Origin of the sequence: Streptomyces montanisoli, from assembly GCF_017813245.1 — a bacterium.
In the GTDB taxonomy this organism is placed as follows: domain Bacteria; phylum Actinomycetota; class Actinomycetes; order Streptomycetales; family Streptomycetaceae; genus Streptomyces; species Streptomyces montanisoli.
The window spans coordinates 1-15,386 of the sequence record NZ_JAGIQL010000148.1 but is presented as its reverse complement, the minus strand read 5'-3'; the positions used below and the strand labels follow the sequence as shown (position 1 = coordinate 15,386).

General features: G+C 72.7%; 13 protein-coding genes and 1 pseudogene. 10 read left to right on the top strand and 4 right to left on the bottom strand.

The window, feature by feature from the left end; translation table 11 throughout:
* Positions 1-37 precede the first annotated feature (37 nt).
* From JFN87_RS26505 to JFN87_RS26495, 3 genes are all read right to left on the bottom strand, one after another.
* Positions 38-349, bottom strand: a complete 312-nt coding sequence (locus JFN87_RS26505; RefSeq protein ID WP_209343870.1) for a hypothetical protein — start codon at positions 347-349, stop codon at positions 38-40.
* A 116-nt stretch (positions 350-465) separates the two neighbouring features.
* On the bottom strand, positions 466-2,133 hold the full coding sequence (locus tag JFN87_RS26500; protein ID WP_307865604.1) for an MDR family MFS transporter: 1,668 nt from the start codon (positions 2,131-2,133) through the stop codon (positions 466-468).
* The gene (locus tag JFN87_RS26495; RefSeq protein WP_209343868.1) at positions 2,130-2,693 is read right to left on the bottom strand and encodes a MarR family winged helix-turn-helix transcriptional regulator; all 564 of its coding nucleotides are present in this window, start codon (positions 2,691-2,693) and stop codon (positions 2,130-2,132) included. The genes JFN87_RS26500 and JFN87_RS26495 overlap by 4 nt, the downstream gene beginning before the upstream one ends.
* Before the next feature lie 271 nt (positions 2,694-2,964).
* On the opposite strand from JFN87_RS26495, the gene JFN87_RS26490 reads away from it, so the two are divergent.
* From JFN87_RS26490 to JFN87_RS26465, 6 genes are all read left to right on the top strand, one after another.
* Positions 2,965-3,984, top strand: a complete 1,020-nt coding sequence (locus JFN87_RS26490; RefSeq protein WP_209343866.1) for a LacI family DNA-binding transcriptional regulator — start codon at positions 2,965-2,967, stop codon at positions 3,982-3,984.
* Between the two features lie 34 nt (positions 3,985-4,018).
* A complete protein-coding gene (locus tag JFN87_RS26485) occupies positions 4,019-5,017 on the top strand; it encodes a LacI family DNA-binding transcriptional regulator (RefSeq protein WP_209343864.1) in 999 nt (332 codons plus the stop codon).
* Between the two features lie 86 nt (positions 5,018-5,103).
* A complete protein-coding gene (locus JFN87_RS26480) occupies positions 5,104-6,474 on the top strand; it encodes an MFS transporter (RefSeq protein ID WP_209343862.1) in 1,371 nt (456 codons plus the stop codon).
* Positions 6,471-8,060, top strand: a complete 1,590-nt coding sequence (locus JFN87_RS26475) for a sulfatase-like hydrolase/transferase (protein ID WP_209343859.1) — start codon at positions 6,471-6,473, stop codon at positions 8,058-8,060. Before JFN87_RS26480 ends, JFN87_RS26475 begins: the two co-directional genes overlap by 4 nt.
* 17 nt (positions 8,061-8,077) lie before the next feature.
* Positions 8,078-9,937, top strand: coding sequence for a 3-keto-alpha-glucoside-1,2-lyase-like domain-containing protein (locus JFN87_RS26470; protein WP_209343857.1), 1,860 nt, complete (start codon positions 8,078-8,080; stop codon positions 9,935-9,937).
* 95 nt (positions 9,938-10,032) lie between these two features.
* Complete coding sequence (locus JFN87_RS26465; protein ID WP_209343855.1) at positions 10,033-10,929, top strand: polysaccharide deacetylase family protein; 897 nt, start codon at positions 10,033-10,035, stop codon at positions 10,927-10,929.
* Positions 10,930-10,972: 43 nt separating this feature from the next.
* Here JFN87_RS26465 and JFN87_RS26460 read toward each other — a convergent pair whose 3' ends face one another.
* Positions 10,973-11,707, bottom strand: coding sequence for a VOC family protein (locus JFN87_RS26460; RefSeq protein WP_209343853.1), 735 nt, complete (start codon positions 11,705-11,707; stop codon positions 10,973-10,975).
* Positions 11,708-12,139: 432 nt separating this feature from the next.
* On the opposite strand from JFN87_RS26460, the gene JFN87_RS26455 reads away from it, so the two are divergent.
* The 4 genes and pseudogenes from JFN87_RS26455 to JFN87_RS26440 all read left to right on the top strand — a co-directional run.
* Positions 12,140-13,399, top strand: a complete 1,260-nt coding sequence (locus JFN87_RS26455; protein WP_209343851.1) for an ROK family protein — start codon at positions 12,140-12,142, stop codon at positions 13,397-13,399.
* Between the two features lie 125 nt (positions 13,400-13,524).
* Positions 13,525-14,013, top strand: coding sequence for a flavin reductase family protein (locus tag JFN87_RS26450; RefSeq protein WP_209343849.1), 489 nt, complete (start codon positions 13,525-13,527; stop codon positions 14,011-14,013).
* Positions 14,014-14,070: 57 nt separating this feature from the next.
* Complete coding sequence (locus tag JFN87_RS26445; RefSeq protein ID WP_209343847.1) at positions 14,071-15,132, top strand: ABC transporter substrate-binding protein; 1,062 nt, start codon at positions 14,071-14,073, stop codon at positions 15,130-15,132.
* 1 nt (position 15,133) lies between these two features.
* Positions 15,134-15,386, top strand: a pseudogene (locus JFN87_RS26440) (hypothetical protein); the annotation flags it as partial.

The window sequence follows — 15,386 nt, the reverse complement described above, 5'->3', positions numbered from 1 at the left end:
ACATGGGTGACTGGAGTTCAAACGACAGTTCTTCCGATCAGACGAACAGCCGGCTGACCACCGCCGTCGCCGTCGGCTCCGCGCCCTCGGCCTCGCACCACAGCGCGGCCGCGAGGTCGTCCCGCGTGGCACGGCAGAGCGCCACATGGCCCACCACCTCGCCGCTCGCCGGGTCCCGCGCCACCCACGCCGCGTCGAGCGCCGGGGGGTCGAGCCACCCGGCAGGGTCGCCGGGCCAGTTCAGCGGGTAGGCGTCGCGCGCGTGGACGCCGGCGAGCACGCGCACGCACGCGTCGAGGTCGTCGGCCGTCCGCTCCTGGACCAGGAGCGCGTCGTTGTCGTTCCGCACGCCCGTAGCCAACCATTTCGTAGTCCCCCGCCTAAACCCTTTTCGTGCCCGGAGTACGACGCGAAACGGCCGGGCCCCGTCGGCGCGGGCCCGGCCGTTTCGCTGTGCGCGCGCCGTCAGGCGGCGCTCGGGTTGGGCTCCTCGTCCTTGGTGAACGCGCCCGCCGTCGTGCGCAGCGGGATCTCCTTGATCAGCGCCGACAGCAGCAGCGCGATGACGAGCACCGCCGCGCCCACGAGGAAGGCCACCGAGATGGCGTCCGTGAAGCCGACCTTGAAGGGGTGGGCGAGCGCCGGGTCCAGCTTCGACAGGAAGGACGTGTCGTTGAGCGCGGCCGAACCGGCGTGCGTCACCGACTTCAGCTGGTCCGGGTGCGCCTGCGCGGCCTGCTGGAAGGCGGGCGAGTGCTGCGCGGAGGCGAAGGCGTCCGCGATCTTGCCGGACACGATCGAGTAGACGATCGAGAGGAAGACCGCGACGCCGACCGTGCCGCCCATCTGGCGGAAGAACGTGGTGGACGAGGTGGCCACGCCGATGTCGCGCGGCGGCACCGCGTTCTGCATCGCGAGGACGATCGTCTGCATGTTCAGGCCGAGACCGGCGCCCACGACGAACATCGCGGCGTCGATGTAGACGAGACCGCTGTCGGCCGTCATCCGCCACAGCATCAGCATGCCGGCGATCAGCAGGAAGCAGCCGAGGATCGGGAAGATCCGGTACTTGCCCGTGCGGGACGTGATCTGGCCGGAGACCAGCGAGAGCAGCATGATGCCGAGCACGAGCGGCAGCGTCAGCAGGCCCGCCTTGGTGGGCGAGTTGCCCTTGACCAGCTGGAGGTAGAGCGGGATCAGCGTGATGCCGCCGAACATGCCGATACCGATGATGAACGACTGCGCGGTGCCCAGCGCGAACATCCGGTTGCGGAACAGCCGCAGGGGCAGCAGGGCGTCGTCGCCCGCGCGCCGCTCCGACAGTATGAACGTGACGATGCCGACGGCGCCGATGAGGTAGCAGGCGAGCGAGCCGGTGGAGCTCCAGCCCCACGTCCTGCCCTGCTCGGCGACGATCAGCAGCGGCACGAGGCCGACCATCAGCGAGATCGCGCCCGGGTAGTCGATGCGGTGGTCGCGGCGCACGTGGTCGAGGTGGAGGACCTTCGTCACGACGACGAGGGTGGCGATGCCGATCGGCACGTTGATGAGGAAGATCCAGCGCCAGCCGTCGATGCCGGCGACCGAGTGCGCGCCGGCCAGCGCGCCGCCGATGACCGGGCCGAGCACGCTGGACGTGCCGAAGACGGCCATGAAGTAGCCCTGGTACTTCGCGCGCTCACGCGGCGGGATGATGTCGCCGATGATCGTGAGGGCGAGCGACATCAGGCCGCCCGCGCCGATGCCCTGGAACGCGCGGAACGCGGCGAGCATGTAGATCGAGGTCGAGAAGGTGCACAGCGCCGACCCCAGGACGAACACCGAGATCGCGAAGATGAAGAATGGCTTGCGCCCGTACTGGTCGGAGAGCTTGCCGTAGAGCGGCGTGGCGATCGTCGACGTGATGAGGAACGCGGTGGTCACCCACGCCTGCGCGGTGAGGCCGTTGAGGCTCTCACCGATCTTGTAGATGGCCGTCGAGACGACGGTCTGGTCCAGCGCCGCGAGGAACATGCCCATCATCAGGCCGGAGAGGATCACCATGATCTGGCGGTGCGTGTAGCCGGTCGGCCCGGGTTTCTCGGGGCTGCCAGGACCGGCGTTGGCCGACGCGGCGTCGGCGGTGGACGTCATGGAGTTGTTTCCTTTCGGGTCGCCGGACGGACGTCAGTCCAGTCGGAATCGGCGAGTTCTGTCTTGTACGTGAGGAAGTCGTCGACGAAGCGGGACAGCAGCGCGGCGAGCTGGCTGCGCTCGCTGTCCGCCCAGTCGCGCAGCATGTGGTCGTAGTGCAGATTCCTGCGCTGCTTGCGCTCGTCCACGGCCTCGCGCGCCTTGCCGGTCGCGGTGAGCAGGCTGGCCCGCCCGTCGCCGGCGTCCGCGTGCCGTTCGAGGAACCCGTCCCGTACGAGCTGGGCGACGTGCCTGCTGACCGTCGAGGGGTCGGACTGAACGAGCTCGGCGAGCTCCTTGACGCGCACGGGGCCCTGCGTCACCACGGCGCTCATCAGCAGGAACGTCGACCAGTCGACGTCCTTGCGCGCCTTGTCGAGCAACTGCTGGCGGGACTTGAGGAACAGGTGCAGCAGCCGTTCCATCCCCTCGGCCAGCTGCGAGGTGTGATCCGTCCACGCGTCGCCCCCCGGCGGGGAGCACGGTGTGCCGGAGCTGTGCTGCGGGGGCACGCCGCTCATGCCCTGCCCTCCCGTGGCTGTGTCATGCAAGTGCATGAGTCATACAAGTGCTTGCCTCACACAACTATATCCCCTCCGTGGCGTTCATATGACCAATTAATGGAGGCGCTGAGGAGTGCGGGCCTCTGGAGGAGCGCAGGCCCCTGGGCCGGCGCGGGCCCCCGGAAGGTGGACGGACGGTTAGGATTCGGGGGAGGTGGCGGAGAGGACGTGGTGGGCTGTGCCGGGGCACGCGCCTGAAGCAGCCGCGGGTCCGGCGCCACGCGGCCCCGTGACCCTGCGCGACGTCGCCGCGTTCGCCGGCGTCTCGCCGTCCACCGTCTCCAGCGTCGTCCGCGGCGGCGCGTCCGTCAGCGAGCACACCAGGCGGCGGGTGCAGCAGGCGATCGACGAGCTCGGCTACCGGCCCAACCTGGCGGCGCGGCGCCTGCGTTCCGGCCGCTCGCACGTGATCGGCCTCGCGCTGCCCAGCGTCACCGTGCCCTACTTCCGCGAGTTCGCCGACTCCGTGCTGCGCGTGGCGAGGGAGCACGGGCTCTCCGTGCTCATCACGCAGACCCACGGCGACGCGCGGCGCGAGCGCGCGGTCTGCGACGACCCCTACCTGCGCCACGTCGACGGGATCCTGCTCGTCCCCGTGGCGCTCGGCCAGGAGGAGGCCAAGTCTCTGTCGGCGACCAAGCCGCTGGTCGTGGCCACCGCCTCGTACAGCGCCGGCCACGCCGACTCGTTCGACACGGACCTGTTCGAGGCGGCGCGCGCGGTCGTCGCCCACCTGGTCGCCGGCGGGCGGCGCCGCATCGCCGTCCTCGCGCCCGGCGAGGCCCAGCCCGCGGAGAACGACGGCCGCTACCTCGGGTACGTCGCCGGGCTGCGCGACGCCGGACTGCCGGTGAGCCGCCGCCGGGTCGTCGCCACGGACGAGGTCACCTTCGCCGCGGGGGCGCGGGCCGCGCGCACCCTCGTCGATCGCGCGCCGGAGACGGACGCGCTCTTCGCCATCGGCGACGCGCTCGCCCTCGGGGCACTGCGCGGACTGCACGACTGCGGGCGCGAGGTGCCCGCCGACGTCGCCGTGGTCGGCTTCGGCGACGTCGCGCAGGCCGCGTACTGCGCCCCCACGCTCACCACGGTCGACCCCGGCCGCGAGGAGCTGGCCGAGCGTGCCGTCGCGCTGCTGGCCGAACGCGCGGCGGCACGGGCCAGCGGCGTCTGTCTCCCCGAGCCCAGGCACCACGCCGTCGGGTTCCGTCTCGTCGAACGGGAGTCAAGTGCCGCCGCGCGCGCGTGAACAGCGACCGGGCGCACGGGCCGCGGTGGTGCGCATGCGGGACGTGGCCGACGCCGTGGGCGTCTCCGTCAAGACCGTGTCCAACGTCGTCAACGCGACCGGGCAGGTGGGCGACGAGACCGCGCGGCGGGTGCGCGCCGCCATCGAGGAGCTCGGCTACCGCCCCAACCCGCTGGCCAGAGGGCTCAACGCCAGGTCGACCGACATGGTGACGCTGGCCCTGCCCGGACTCGGCCACGGCTACTGCGCCCAGCTCGCCGCCGAGGTCTTCGCCCTCGCGGAGGCCGACGGCGTCAGCGTGGTGATGGAGCCGACCGGCGGCGACCGTGAGCGCGAGCTCGAAGTGCTGCGCAACCGGGGCGGCCTGTCCGACGGCGTGCTGCTCATGCCCGCCTCCGTCACCGCGCGCGACCTCGAAGGCCTCGCCTTCCCCGCGCCCGCCGTGATGCTCGGGCCGCGCCGTGTGCGCGGCCCGTTCGACGGTGTCGCCTCGCGGGACGCCGACGCGGCGGAGAGCGCCGTGCGGCTCCTCCTCGACCGCGGCGCCGAGCGCATCGTGCTGCTCGGCGGCGAACGGGAGCCGGGCGGCGACAGCCCGGCCGCCCTGCGCTCCGCCGGGTACCGGCGGGCCCTCGCGGCGGCCGGCCGCGAGGCGGCCCCGGACCTCGTCGCCGGGACGGCGGCGTCCTCGCGCGAGGACGGGCACGCGGCGATCCGCGGGCTGCTGGACGACGGGGTCCGCTTCGACGCGGTGCTCGCCCTGGAGGACCCGCTCGCCCACGGCGCCCTGCACGCCCTGCGCGCGGCCGGCTTCGGCGTGCCGCGGCAGGTGCGGGTCGCCGCCTTCTCCAACGACGACGACGCCGCGTACTCCGTGCCCGGCCTCACGACCGTCACGGCGGACATCCGCTCGATGGCGCGCCGGGCTCTCGACCTCCTCGCGTCGCGCGTCCTGAACAGCGCGGGCCCCCGTTTTCATGTCGACGTGCCTTTCACCATTATCGAACGTGAGTCAACATTTTCCTACGCATGACCGTTGACGGTCGCTGACGCACGTGCCTAGTCTCCTGAAAACGCAACGGTTACCGTAACCGTTGCGAGCCGTGAGGGAGTCGCCGTATGCCCACGCCGGACCCGCCGCGCATCGCCCCGGCAGCACGTCGTACGGTGCTCGCGAGCTTCCTCGGCTCGACCTTCGAGTGGTTCGACTTCGGCCTGTACGGGACGACGGCCGCACTCGTCTTCAACGACGTCTTCTTCCCGAAGCAGAGCGCGGCCATCGGCTCGCTGCTCGCGCTCACCACGACCGCCGTCGGGTTCTTCGCGCGGCCCATCGGCGGACTCGTCTTCGGCCACTTCGGCGACCGCAACGGACGCAAGAAGCTCCTGATCACCACGATGCTGCTGATGGGCGTCCCGACGTTCGTCATCGGCCTGCTGCCCGGCTACGCCACCCTCGGCGCAGCCGCCCCCGTCATCCTGCTGCTCCTGCGCGTCCTGCAGGGCATCGGCCTCGGCGGCGAGTACGCGGGCGCCGCGCTCGCCACGATCGAGTCGGTGCCGAAGAAGCGGCGCGGCTTCTTCGGCTCCATCCCGCAGCTCGGCAACCCGGTGGGCGGCATCTTCAGCAGCGGGCTCGTGCTGCTGTGCACCTGGCTCTCCTCCGACACCCAGTACCAGCAGTGGGTGTGGCGGATCCCCTTCCTGCTGAGCGGGATCCTGCTGGTCTACGCACTGGTGGTGCGCACGCGCCTGGTGGAGAGCGGGGACTTCACGCGCTTGCGCGAGCGGCGCGCGGTCGAGAGGGCACCGGTCGTCACCGTCCTGCGGCGGCACTGGGCGCCGCTGCTGCTCGCGCTCGGCGCCCGCGCCGCCGACGCCATCACGGGCAATGTGGTCGGGCCCGTGGTGACCGCCTACATCGTCACCTACCTGCACAAGAGCAACAGCATCGGAATCATCGGCACCATGATCCCCGCCGTGATCTGCCTGCCGCTGATGCTCTACCTCGGCAAGCTCGGCGACCGCTTCGGGGCGCGCCGCACCTTCCTGTGGGGCGTGCTGTCGATGGCCGTGACCGCCGTGCCGATGTTCGCCCTGCTGCACACCGGCACGGTCGTCTGGATGGTGCTCGGGATCACCGTCTTCCGCCTGTGCAACTCCTCGCAGTTCGCCGTCCAGTCCACCTTCCTGTCCGAGCTGTTCCCCACCGAGGTCCGCTACACGGCGGTGTCGATGGTGTACCAGTTCGGCGCGATCCTGGGCGGCCTGACGCCGCCGGTCGCCTACGCGATGCTCATCGCCTCCCACGGATCCCCGTGGTGGCTCGCGCTCGCCGTCGTCGGCGCGGTCCTCTTCAGCGCCGCATGCGCCGCCGCCATCGGCTTCCGCCGCCCGCAAGACCAGTACGACCCGCAGGACCCGCACGACACCGCCCGAGGCCTCCCGGCCGACGGCGCCGACCTCGCCGAAGGGACCGCACGACCGTGAGCACGCAGCCCGGGACCGAGCCCGGCGCCGAGCCTCGCACCGAGCCCGGCACCGAGCCCGGCACCGACGTCATCGTCGTCCTCACCGACCAGCACCGCGCCGACGTGTGTGCCCGTGAGGGATTCCCCCTGGACACCACGCCGTTCCTCGACTCCCTGGGGCGCTCGGGCGCGTGGTTCGACCGGGCCTACACCACGTCCCCCCTGTGCTCGCCGGCCCGCACCAGCCTGATGACCGGCCGCTACCCCACGGCCCACCGGGTCACGCAGAACCCGGCAAACCCGCTGGCCGTGCGCGGCGCCGACCTGTTCAGCGAGGCGCGCGCCGCCGGGTACGCCACCGCGATGATCGGCAAGAACCACACCTACCTCGACGCCGGGTGCGCCGACCACTGGGTCGAGTTCACGCACGACGGCCAGGCCGGGCAGGTCTCGAAGGCGCTGCACAAGGAGTTCGACGCCTGGCTGGCGGCCCTGCGCCACCGCACGTACGAGAAGCCCACCCCCTTCCCGGTCGAGGCGCAGAACCCGCACCGCATCGTCGACGAGGCGCTCTCCTGGGTCGCCACCGTCCCCGCGGACCGACCGCTGCTGCTGGTGGTCTCCGTCCCCGAGCCGCACAACCCGTACCAAGTGCCGGAGCCCTACTACTCGCTGTTCCCCGAGGAGTCGCTGCCGCCCACCCGCAGCGGCGCCGGCGCCCTCGAAGGCAAGCCGTTCTCCTGGCAGTACCTGCGCGGTCTCGGCGAGGCGGCGGTCACCGACTACGAGGGCGCCATCGCCCCGTCCCGCTCCAACTACTTCGGGATGCTGCGGCTCATCGACGACGAACTGCGGCGCCTGCACGAAGGCCTCGACGACCGGCACCGGGTACGGGAGCGCGTCATCGTCGCGACCGCCGACCACGGCGACTTCGCCGGCGAGTACGGCCTCGTGCGCAAGGGCGCGGAGATCCCGGACATCCTGGCCAGGGTCCCGCTGGTGGTCGACGGCGACGCCGTGCGCGCCTGCGACGGGCCGCGCGCCGACCACGTCTCGCTCGCCGACCTGATGCCGACGCTGTGCGAGGCGATGGGACGCGACATCCCCGCGGGCGTCCAGGGGCGCAGCCTGTGGCCGATGCTGACCGGACGCCCCTACCCGGCGGAGGAGTTCGCCGGCGTCTACGTGGAACAGGGCATGGGCGGGCTGCCCTACGGGCCGGAGGACATCGACGTACCGGCGGCCGGGGACGCGCGCGGGCCACGCCCCGGCCTCATCTTCGACGGCCCGGACGGCGAGCCGCGCTGGGACGAGCTCAACGCCGTCACGCAGAGCGGGCGCCGGCGCAAGGTGCGCAGCGGCGACTGGACGCTGTACGCCGACATCACCGGCGACTTCCGCCTGCACGACCTGCGCGACGACCCGCTGGAACTCGTGGACCGCTGGTCCGACCCCGAGGCCGCCGAGCAGCGCGTCCGGCTGCTGACACAGCTGGCCGTGTGGCAGATGCGCGCCGAGGACCCGCTGCCCGAAGTGCCGGGCGGCTACCCGCACAAGCGCGACGCGTGTGGCTACCTCGCGCCGTACATGTCCCGAACGTCCTGACGAGAGAGGTAACCGCCATGACACAGCGGTGGCTGCACCACGGAGGAACGCGCTGGATGGTCAGGCTCCTCGCCCTGGTGCTGCTGGCGGCCGCGGCGAACGCCGTACGGCCGCCGAGCGCCTCGGCGAACGCACCCGGCAGCAGCTTCTACACGCGCGCGTCGGCCAACGAGTTCCTCGCCTACTCCCGCATCATCAGGCTCCACCACAGCGGACGCGCCAACGGCACCCTCATCGGCACCTTCGAGCACGCGACCAAGGACGGCACCCCGTCCGACTTCGTCATCCGCACCTCCAAGGACGACGGAAAGAGCTGGCGGACACTCACCACCGTGAGCGACCCGCTCACCGGCGAGAACCACCCCTCCGACCAGTTCTGGCAGCCCTTCCTCTTCGAACTCCCCAAGAAGATGGGCAAATTTCCCGCCGGCACGCTGCTGCTCGCGGGCAACATGGCGCCCAGCGAGAAGGTGCGCACCGACTTCGTCCTGTGGCGCAGCACCGACCACGGCGAGCACTGGACGTTCCAGTCCGTCCTGCAGAGCGGCGGCGGCAGCGGCGGCGCACCGCACGGCGGCTCGGGCGTCTGGGAGCCGTTCCTGGCGGTCGACGGCAAGGGACGCCTCGCCATGTACTTCTCCGACGAGCGCCGCGAGCCCGCCCACGCCCAGATCATCGCCCACACGGTGTCCGACGACGGCGGTGTCACATGGAGCGCCGACGCGGACGGCAGGACGAACTTCGCCCCCGGCCTGGTCGTCGACGTGCAGAGCGACTCCGCGACGGACCGGCCCGGGATGCCGACGGTGGCCACGCTGCCGGACGGCCGGATGGTCATGGCGTACGAGATCTGCGGCGACGGGCGCAACTGCGAGGCCCACACCAAGACGTCCACGGACGGCGGGACGACCTGGGGGAGCGGCCCGTCCGACCTCGGCACCATGGCGGTCACGTCCGACGGCAGGTACCTCGGCAGCAGCCCGTACATCGTGTGGAGCCCGGCCGGCGGCCCCCACGGGCAGCTGATGCTGACCGGGATGAGGACCCGCCACACGGGCACCAACGCGTTCACGCCCGAGGACCGGCAGGCCGTCTTCACCAAGGACCCCGACGCGAAGGGCCGCTGGTCGTGGACGCCCGCGCCGTTCGGGCCCGTCGCCGACCCGTCCCAGAACTGCAGCACCAGCTACAGCCCCGACCTGCTGCTCGGGGACGGCGGCCGGACGTTCCGCTACACCACCGCCACGTCCGCGGGACCTACCGGCTGCATGGAGGCCACAGGCGTGGCGAACAGCGGGGTCCTGCCGTACGCGAGCGACTTCGGCAACGGCGCGGCGGGCTGGATCGACTACGGCGGCTGCTGGACGGCGTCGGACGGCGTCCTCAGCGAGACGTGCGGCGGTGACGGCGGCAACAAGTCGATCGCCGGGTCCACCGGATGGAGCGACTACCGCCTCGCGGGCGACGTGCGCATCGACAGCGGGGCGCAGGCCGGGTTCGTCCTCAGGGCGTCCGACCCGGGCAAGGGGACCGACGCGCTGAACGGGTACTACGTCGGGGTCTCGGCCGGGAGCATCGTGCTCGGCAGGCAGGACGGGACCTGGCGCGAACTCGACCGCGCCGCCGTCCCCGGCGGCCTGGCCACCGGCGCGTGGTACCACCTCGCCGTGCGGGCCGTCGGCTGCGGGATCACGGTGACCGGATCGCCCGCGGGCCACCCGGCCTCGCGCACCCGCTTCACGTACAAGGACCCGGACTGCTCCTTCACCAGCGGTGCCATCGGCGTGCGCGACCAGTCGGGCACGGCGAGCTGGCGGCACATCACCGTCACCCCGGCAGGCGGGCACGCGGGCGGGCACGCCCCGGCCGCCGGGTAGCCGCGAGCGCCCGGGACCCCGAGGTCCGGCCCCTGTGGCCGGAAACGGCCGTGCCAGAATCGCGGGGGAGCGAACCGGAGAGGCGGGCAGCGACGATGAGCGCGACGGAGCAGGAACCCTGGCAGTGGGACGAGGCGACGTGGCGCGGCCACGTCGGCGCGGTGCGCGCGGGCAGGCCGCTGCGCCCCGCGCGCTGGCCGGGCGGCGCACGGGCCGCCGTGGCGCTGTCGTTCGACTCCGACCACGAGACGATCCCGCTGAGGAACGACGAGACCCAGCCGGGCAAGCTCTCCCAGGGCGAGTACGGCTCGCGCACGGGCGTGCCCCGCATCCTGCGCCTGCTGCGCGACCGCTCGATCCCGGCCACGTTCTTCATGCCGGCGGTCTCGGGCCTGCTCCATCCCGAAGAGGTGCGGGCGTACGTCGAGGACGGCCACGAAGTGGCGCTCCACGGCTGGATCCACGAGCGGAACATGCAGCTCGCCGGCGCCGACGAACGCGAACTGACCTTCCGCGCCGCCGACACGCTCGAAACGCTCAGCGGCAAGCGCCCCGTCGGCATCAGGACCCCGTCCTGGGACTTCTCCGACAACACGCTGGCGATCTCGCGCGAGCTCGGCCTGCTCTACGACTCGTCGCTGATGGCCGACGACGAGCCCTACGAGATCCTCGACCACGGCGAGCCGACGGGCATGGTGGAGATCCCGGTCGAATGGATCCGCGACGACGCCCCGTACTTCACCATGGACCGCTACACCTCCTCCCGCCCCTACACCCCGCCGCGCGGCGTGCTGTCCCTGTGGCGGGACGAGTTCGACCTGGCGCTGGAGGAGGGCGGCCTCTTCCAGCTCACCATGCACCCGCACGTCGTGGGCCACCGCTCCCGCTTCGCTGTGCTGCGCGAACTGATCGACCACATGGGGCAGTTCGACCTCTGGTACGCGACGCACGAACAGCTGGCCGAGTACGTCAAGCGGGAGTGCGGCCTCTGACGGCGCGGGCGCGGTCCTGCGGCGCCGGGGGCGGGCCCGGCCGTCAGGCCGTCGTCACCGTGAACAGGCCGCCGTCCGGGCCCCGCAGCGTCGCCACGAGCGCCGCCCCGTAGGCGGTGTCGGGCGCGGGCGGCACCGCGACGGCGCCGCCCGCGGCCTCCGCCGCGCGGACCGCGGCGGAGACGTCGCGCACCCGGAAGTGCACCTCCCAGCGCGGCCTGACGTGCGGATCGGGCGGGCTCTCCAGCGCGCCCCCGTACAGCTCGGCGACGCTGTGCCCGCCCTCCTCCACCCGTACGTGGTCCCGCTCGTAGCGGACGTCGATGGCGGAGCCCGCCGGATCCGTCCAGCCGAACACCTCGCCGTAGAAGATGGCCGCTGCGAACGCGTCGCGCGTGCGCAGCCGCAGCGTGGCCGGCGCGCCGCCGCGCCCGACGGCCCAGCCGGGCATCGTCATGCCGGCCCAGAAGCCGAACGTCGCACCGTGCGGGTCGGCCGCGAGCGCCGCACGCCCCATCGTCATCGCGAGCGGACCCACCGCGACGGTGGCGCCGCGCTCGCGGATGCGGGCCGCGGTGTCGTCCGCGTCGCCCACCGCGAAGTAGGGGACCCAGGCGACCGCGGCGCGCAGGCTGGTCGCGATCGCGCCGATGCCCGCGGCGGGCGTTCCGTCCTCGGCGATCGCGACGGAGAACTCGTCGCCGAGCGCCGTGGCGCGAAAGCGCCAGCCGAGCACCGCCCCGTAGAAGTCCTGCGCCGACCCGAGATCGTGCGTCATCAGGCTCACCCAGCAGGGCGCCCCCGACAGGGCACTCGTCGGGACCGGAGTGTGGGATGAGCGCTCCATGAGTCGTCCTCAAGACCTTTCTGCAGGGCGGAGGCGGGCAGGCACAGCCTTCTGGCAGGCACAGCCTTCTCCTTCCCCGGCGCCGTGTCCGCACGGCTCGCCGTGCGGCACGCGGCCGCGGCGCGATGACCGCCCCCGGGCGGTGAGACGGGACGTCCAGGATGCGGGCGGGTCTTGAGGACGGCACCGCGGTCCGGCTACGTTTCCTCCCATGCAGCGGACGACGCACCTGACGACGCGGGGTCATGTGGACCTCAAGCGCGTGTGCTCCGCCGCGTGTCACCAGGTCTGAGGACTCGCACGGCTCCCGCCGCCCCGCAGGCGGGGGAGTACGTCACACCCTTCAGGACCTGGAAGGCTCTTGTGGACACGACCGCTCCTTCTGCGCGCCCTCCCCACCCGCGTCCCGCCGCACGCGAAGTCCGCCGTGCGCCGGGCGCGGGCGCCGTGCTGCGCGCCGTGCTTGACCACGGGCCCGTCGCACGCTCGACCGTGGCACGGCTCACCGGGCTCTCGCCCGCCTCCGTCACGGGCCACTGCGCGCGGCTGCTCGACCGCGGGCTGATCAGGCAGGCCCCCGAGACGGCGGGACCGCGCGGGCTCGGCCGCCCGCACGTGCCGATGGAGATCGAGCGGGACGGGCCGCTGGCGGCCGGCGCGCACATCGGCGTCGCGTGCTCGACGCTCTCGCTGACCGACCTGCGCGGCCGGGTGGTGTGGCAGGAACGGCTGCCGCACCCGCAGGCGCCGGGCCGCACGCCCGAGCGGGTGCTCGAACTCCTTGCTGCCCACATCCCGGAACTCGTCGACCGCCATGCGGACGGCCGCCGCGTGACGGCGCTCGGCGTGGCCACCGGGCACCGCGTGGACCCGGCGGCCGGCGTCGTCCTCGACCACCCGCTCCTCGGCTGGCAGGACGTGCCCGTGCGCGCGCGGCTCGAAGCGGCGAGCGGGCTGCCCGTCGAGGTGGACAGCCACGCGCGGGCGCTGACCCGCGCCGAGCAGCTCTTCGGCGAGCCCGCCGTGCGCACCGCGGCCCGCGCGAGCGCCGTGGTGCTGTTCGTCGGGGCCGTGGTGGACGCCGCGTTCAGCACCGGCGCGGCCGTGCACGAGGGCCCGCGTGCCGGGGCGGGCGGTGTCGCCCACCTGCCGGTGGGGGTCGAACGCGGCGAAACCCCCATGCGGTGCGTATGCGGCGGGTACGGCTGCCTGAGCGCCGAGGCGTCCGAGCGGGCCATGCTGGGGCGCGCCGCCGCGGCCGGGCTGCCCGTGCCGTCGTTCCGCGCCCTGCTCGACGCGGCGCTCGCCGGCGAACCCCGCGCGCTCGCCCTGTTCCTGCGCCGTGCGCGACTGGCCGGCCGGGCCGCCGCGCTGCTCATCGACCTGTTCGACCCCGCGGTGCTCGTCGTCGTCGAGCCCGGGTCCTGCCGCCTGCCTCGCTGCCTCGGCGCGCTGCGCCGCGAGGCGGTCAGGTGCTCGCGCTCGCTCGGCCCCGCGGACGCCGAGGACGTCGTCGTGCCCAGCAGTTTCCCGCGATCGGTACTCGCCACGGCGGGCAGTGCGGTGGCGCTGCACGCCCTCTACACGGACCCGCTGAAGCAATTGCCGAATACCCGGACTTAATTCAAAGAGTTGCATTGTTGACCGGGCTGGGAAAAGCCCCGGATGATGAAGTCATGACACCTCGGACGGCATTCGTCCGAGCCGCCCGTGATCTTTCCGCATTCACTTTCCTTCGAGGGAGACCCATGTCCACAACCGTGCCAGGAATAGCTCCCGAATTCTTCAGACGCGTCTTCAGGAACCACCCGGCCGGCGTCGTCGTGATCACCGCGGACGCCGGCCGTGGTCCTGCCGGCTTCACGGCGACGTCGCTGACGTCGCTGTCGCTCGACCCGCCGCTCGTGGCCTTCGGCATCGGCACCGGATCGTCGTCCTGGCCCCACGTCGAGCGGGCGCCGAGTGTCGTCGTCAACTTCCTCGCCGCCCAACAGCAGGAAGTGGCCCGCCGGTTCGCCACCAGAGGCATCGACAGGTTCGGCCCGCCGACGCGGTGGTCGAGGCACCCCGCGGGCGACCCGGTGCTCGACGGCGTCGCCGGGTGGCTGCGGGTGAGCGTCGAGCGCGCGGTGCCCGCGGGCGACCACCGGATCGTCATCGCGCGCGTCGAGGAGGCGTGGGTGGACGACGAGAGCAGCCCGCTGGTCTTTCACGACGGCGGCTACCGCACGCTGTGAATCACCGGCCCGGAAACGTCACGGGCCGGCCGTTCGGACGGAAAAGGAACCATCGCCTTGAAATCGACTTCGAATCGCCGCGCCTTCGAGCGCCGCTCGTTTTTGTCCCTCGTGGGAGGGGCCTCACTCGCGCTGGCCGGGTGCGCCGGCGCGAACCGTACGGCGAGCGCCGCGGTGCCCGCCGAGGCGCTCCCCTCGGGAGCGCCACCGCCGGGCACGAGACTCGCCATCGCGAGCCGCCCGACACAGCTGCAACTCGCCGGGTCCGGGCTCGCGCACCGGCTGACGTTCACGGTGGCGCAGTGGCCGAACCTCGGCGCGGGCCCGGACATCATCCAGGGGTTCCGCGCCCACTCGATCGACCTCGCCGACAACGCGGGCATCCCGCCTCTCCAGGCGGCCGCGATCGGCGTCGCCAACCGGATCGTCGCCGTCCAGGTGAGGAACAGCCCGCTGTACGAGTTCGCCACGGCGCCGGGCTCGGGCATCGCGAACGCCGGGGACTTCGCCGGCAAGCGGATCGCCTTCTCCCAGGGCCAGGCGCAGGGGGTGGTCGTACTGCGCGCCCTCAAGGAGCGGGGCATGTCGGTGCAGGACGTGACGCTCGTGGCGCTGCCGAGCACGCAGTTCCTCACCGCGCTGCAGTCCCGGCAGGTGGACGTGGCGCCGCTCGGCGAGCCCACGCTGACGAAGTACCTGGACCAGTACGCGAAGGACGGCGCACGCGCCGTACGCACCGACGTGCTCGACCTGCTCAACGTGTTGTGGGCGCCCACGGACGTCCTGGCGGACCCCGCGAAGGCGGCAGCCGTCCGCGACTTCGTGCCCCTGTGGGCGAAGGGCGCGGTGTGGGCCTGGGAGCACGAACAGGCCTGGATCGACGCGTACTACGTCAAGGACCAGGGCGTCACCGCGTCCGACGGCAAGCGCATCGTCTCCTCGCTCGGCAAGCCGGTGTTCCCTGCGAGCTGGGCGAAGGCGGTGGCGTGGGAGGAGGAGACGTCCGAGCTGCTGACGGCGGGCGGCTTCATCCCCAAGACGGACGCGGGGGCGCTCTTCGACCACCGCTTCGAGCACCTGGCGGCGGCGGCCGTCCCGGCGACGTACAGGGAGGCATGAGATGACGGACACCCCCACGCACCTCCACGAGGCCCCCGCCCGCGCCCGCGGTGACGTCGCTCGCACCGGCACCGCGCCCGCTCCGGGCGCGCCCTCTCCGCGGGCCTCCACGCCCCCGGACACGGCCCGCGGCTCCGACGCGGGGGCGCCCGACCGCGCACCGGACCGGATCACGGGCCACGACGCGGGCGGCGGGGCCGGACCCCTCGCGGAGCTGGGGTCCAGGACCGGCCCCGACTGGGGCGGTAATCCCG

Bases quoted from the DNA above. Each gene is read 5' to 3' on its own strand.
- JFN87_RS26465 (WP_209343855.1), top strand. From the start codon at position 10,033: ATGAGCGCGACGGAGCAGGAACCCTGGCAGTGGGACGAGGCGACGTGG.
- JFN87_RS26495 (WP_209343868.1), bottom strand. From the start codon at position 2,693: ATGAGCGGCGTGCCCCCGCAGCACAGCTCCGGCACACCGTGCTCCCCG.
- JFN87_RS26480 (WP_209343862.1), top strand. From the start codon at position 5,104: ATGCCCACGCCGGACCCGCCGCGCATCGCCCCGGCAGCACGTCGTACG.
- JFN87_RS26470 (WP_209343857.1), top strand. From the start codon at position 8,078: ATGACACAGCGGTGGCTGCACCACGGAGGAACGCGCTGGATGGTCAGG.
- JFN87_RS26485 (WP_209343864.1), top strand. From the start codon at position 4,019: ATGCGGGACGTGGCCGACGCCGTGGGCGTCTCCGTCAAGACCGTGTCC.
- JFN87_RS26450 (WP_209343849.1), top strand. From the start codon at position 13,525: ATGTCCACAACCGTGCCAGGAATAGCTCCCGAATTCTTCAGACGCGTC.
- JFN87_RS26460 (WP_209343853.1), bottom strand. From the start codon at position 11,707: ATGACGCACGATCTCGGGTCGGCGCAGGACTTCTACGGGGCGGTGCTC.
- JFN87_RS26500 (WP_307865604.1), bottom strand. From the start codon at position 2,133: ATGACGTCCACCGCCGACGCCGCGTCGGCCAACGCCGGTCCTGGCAGC.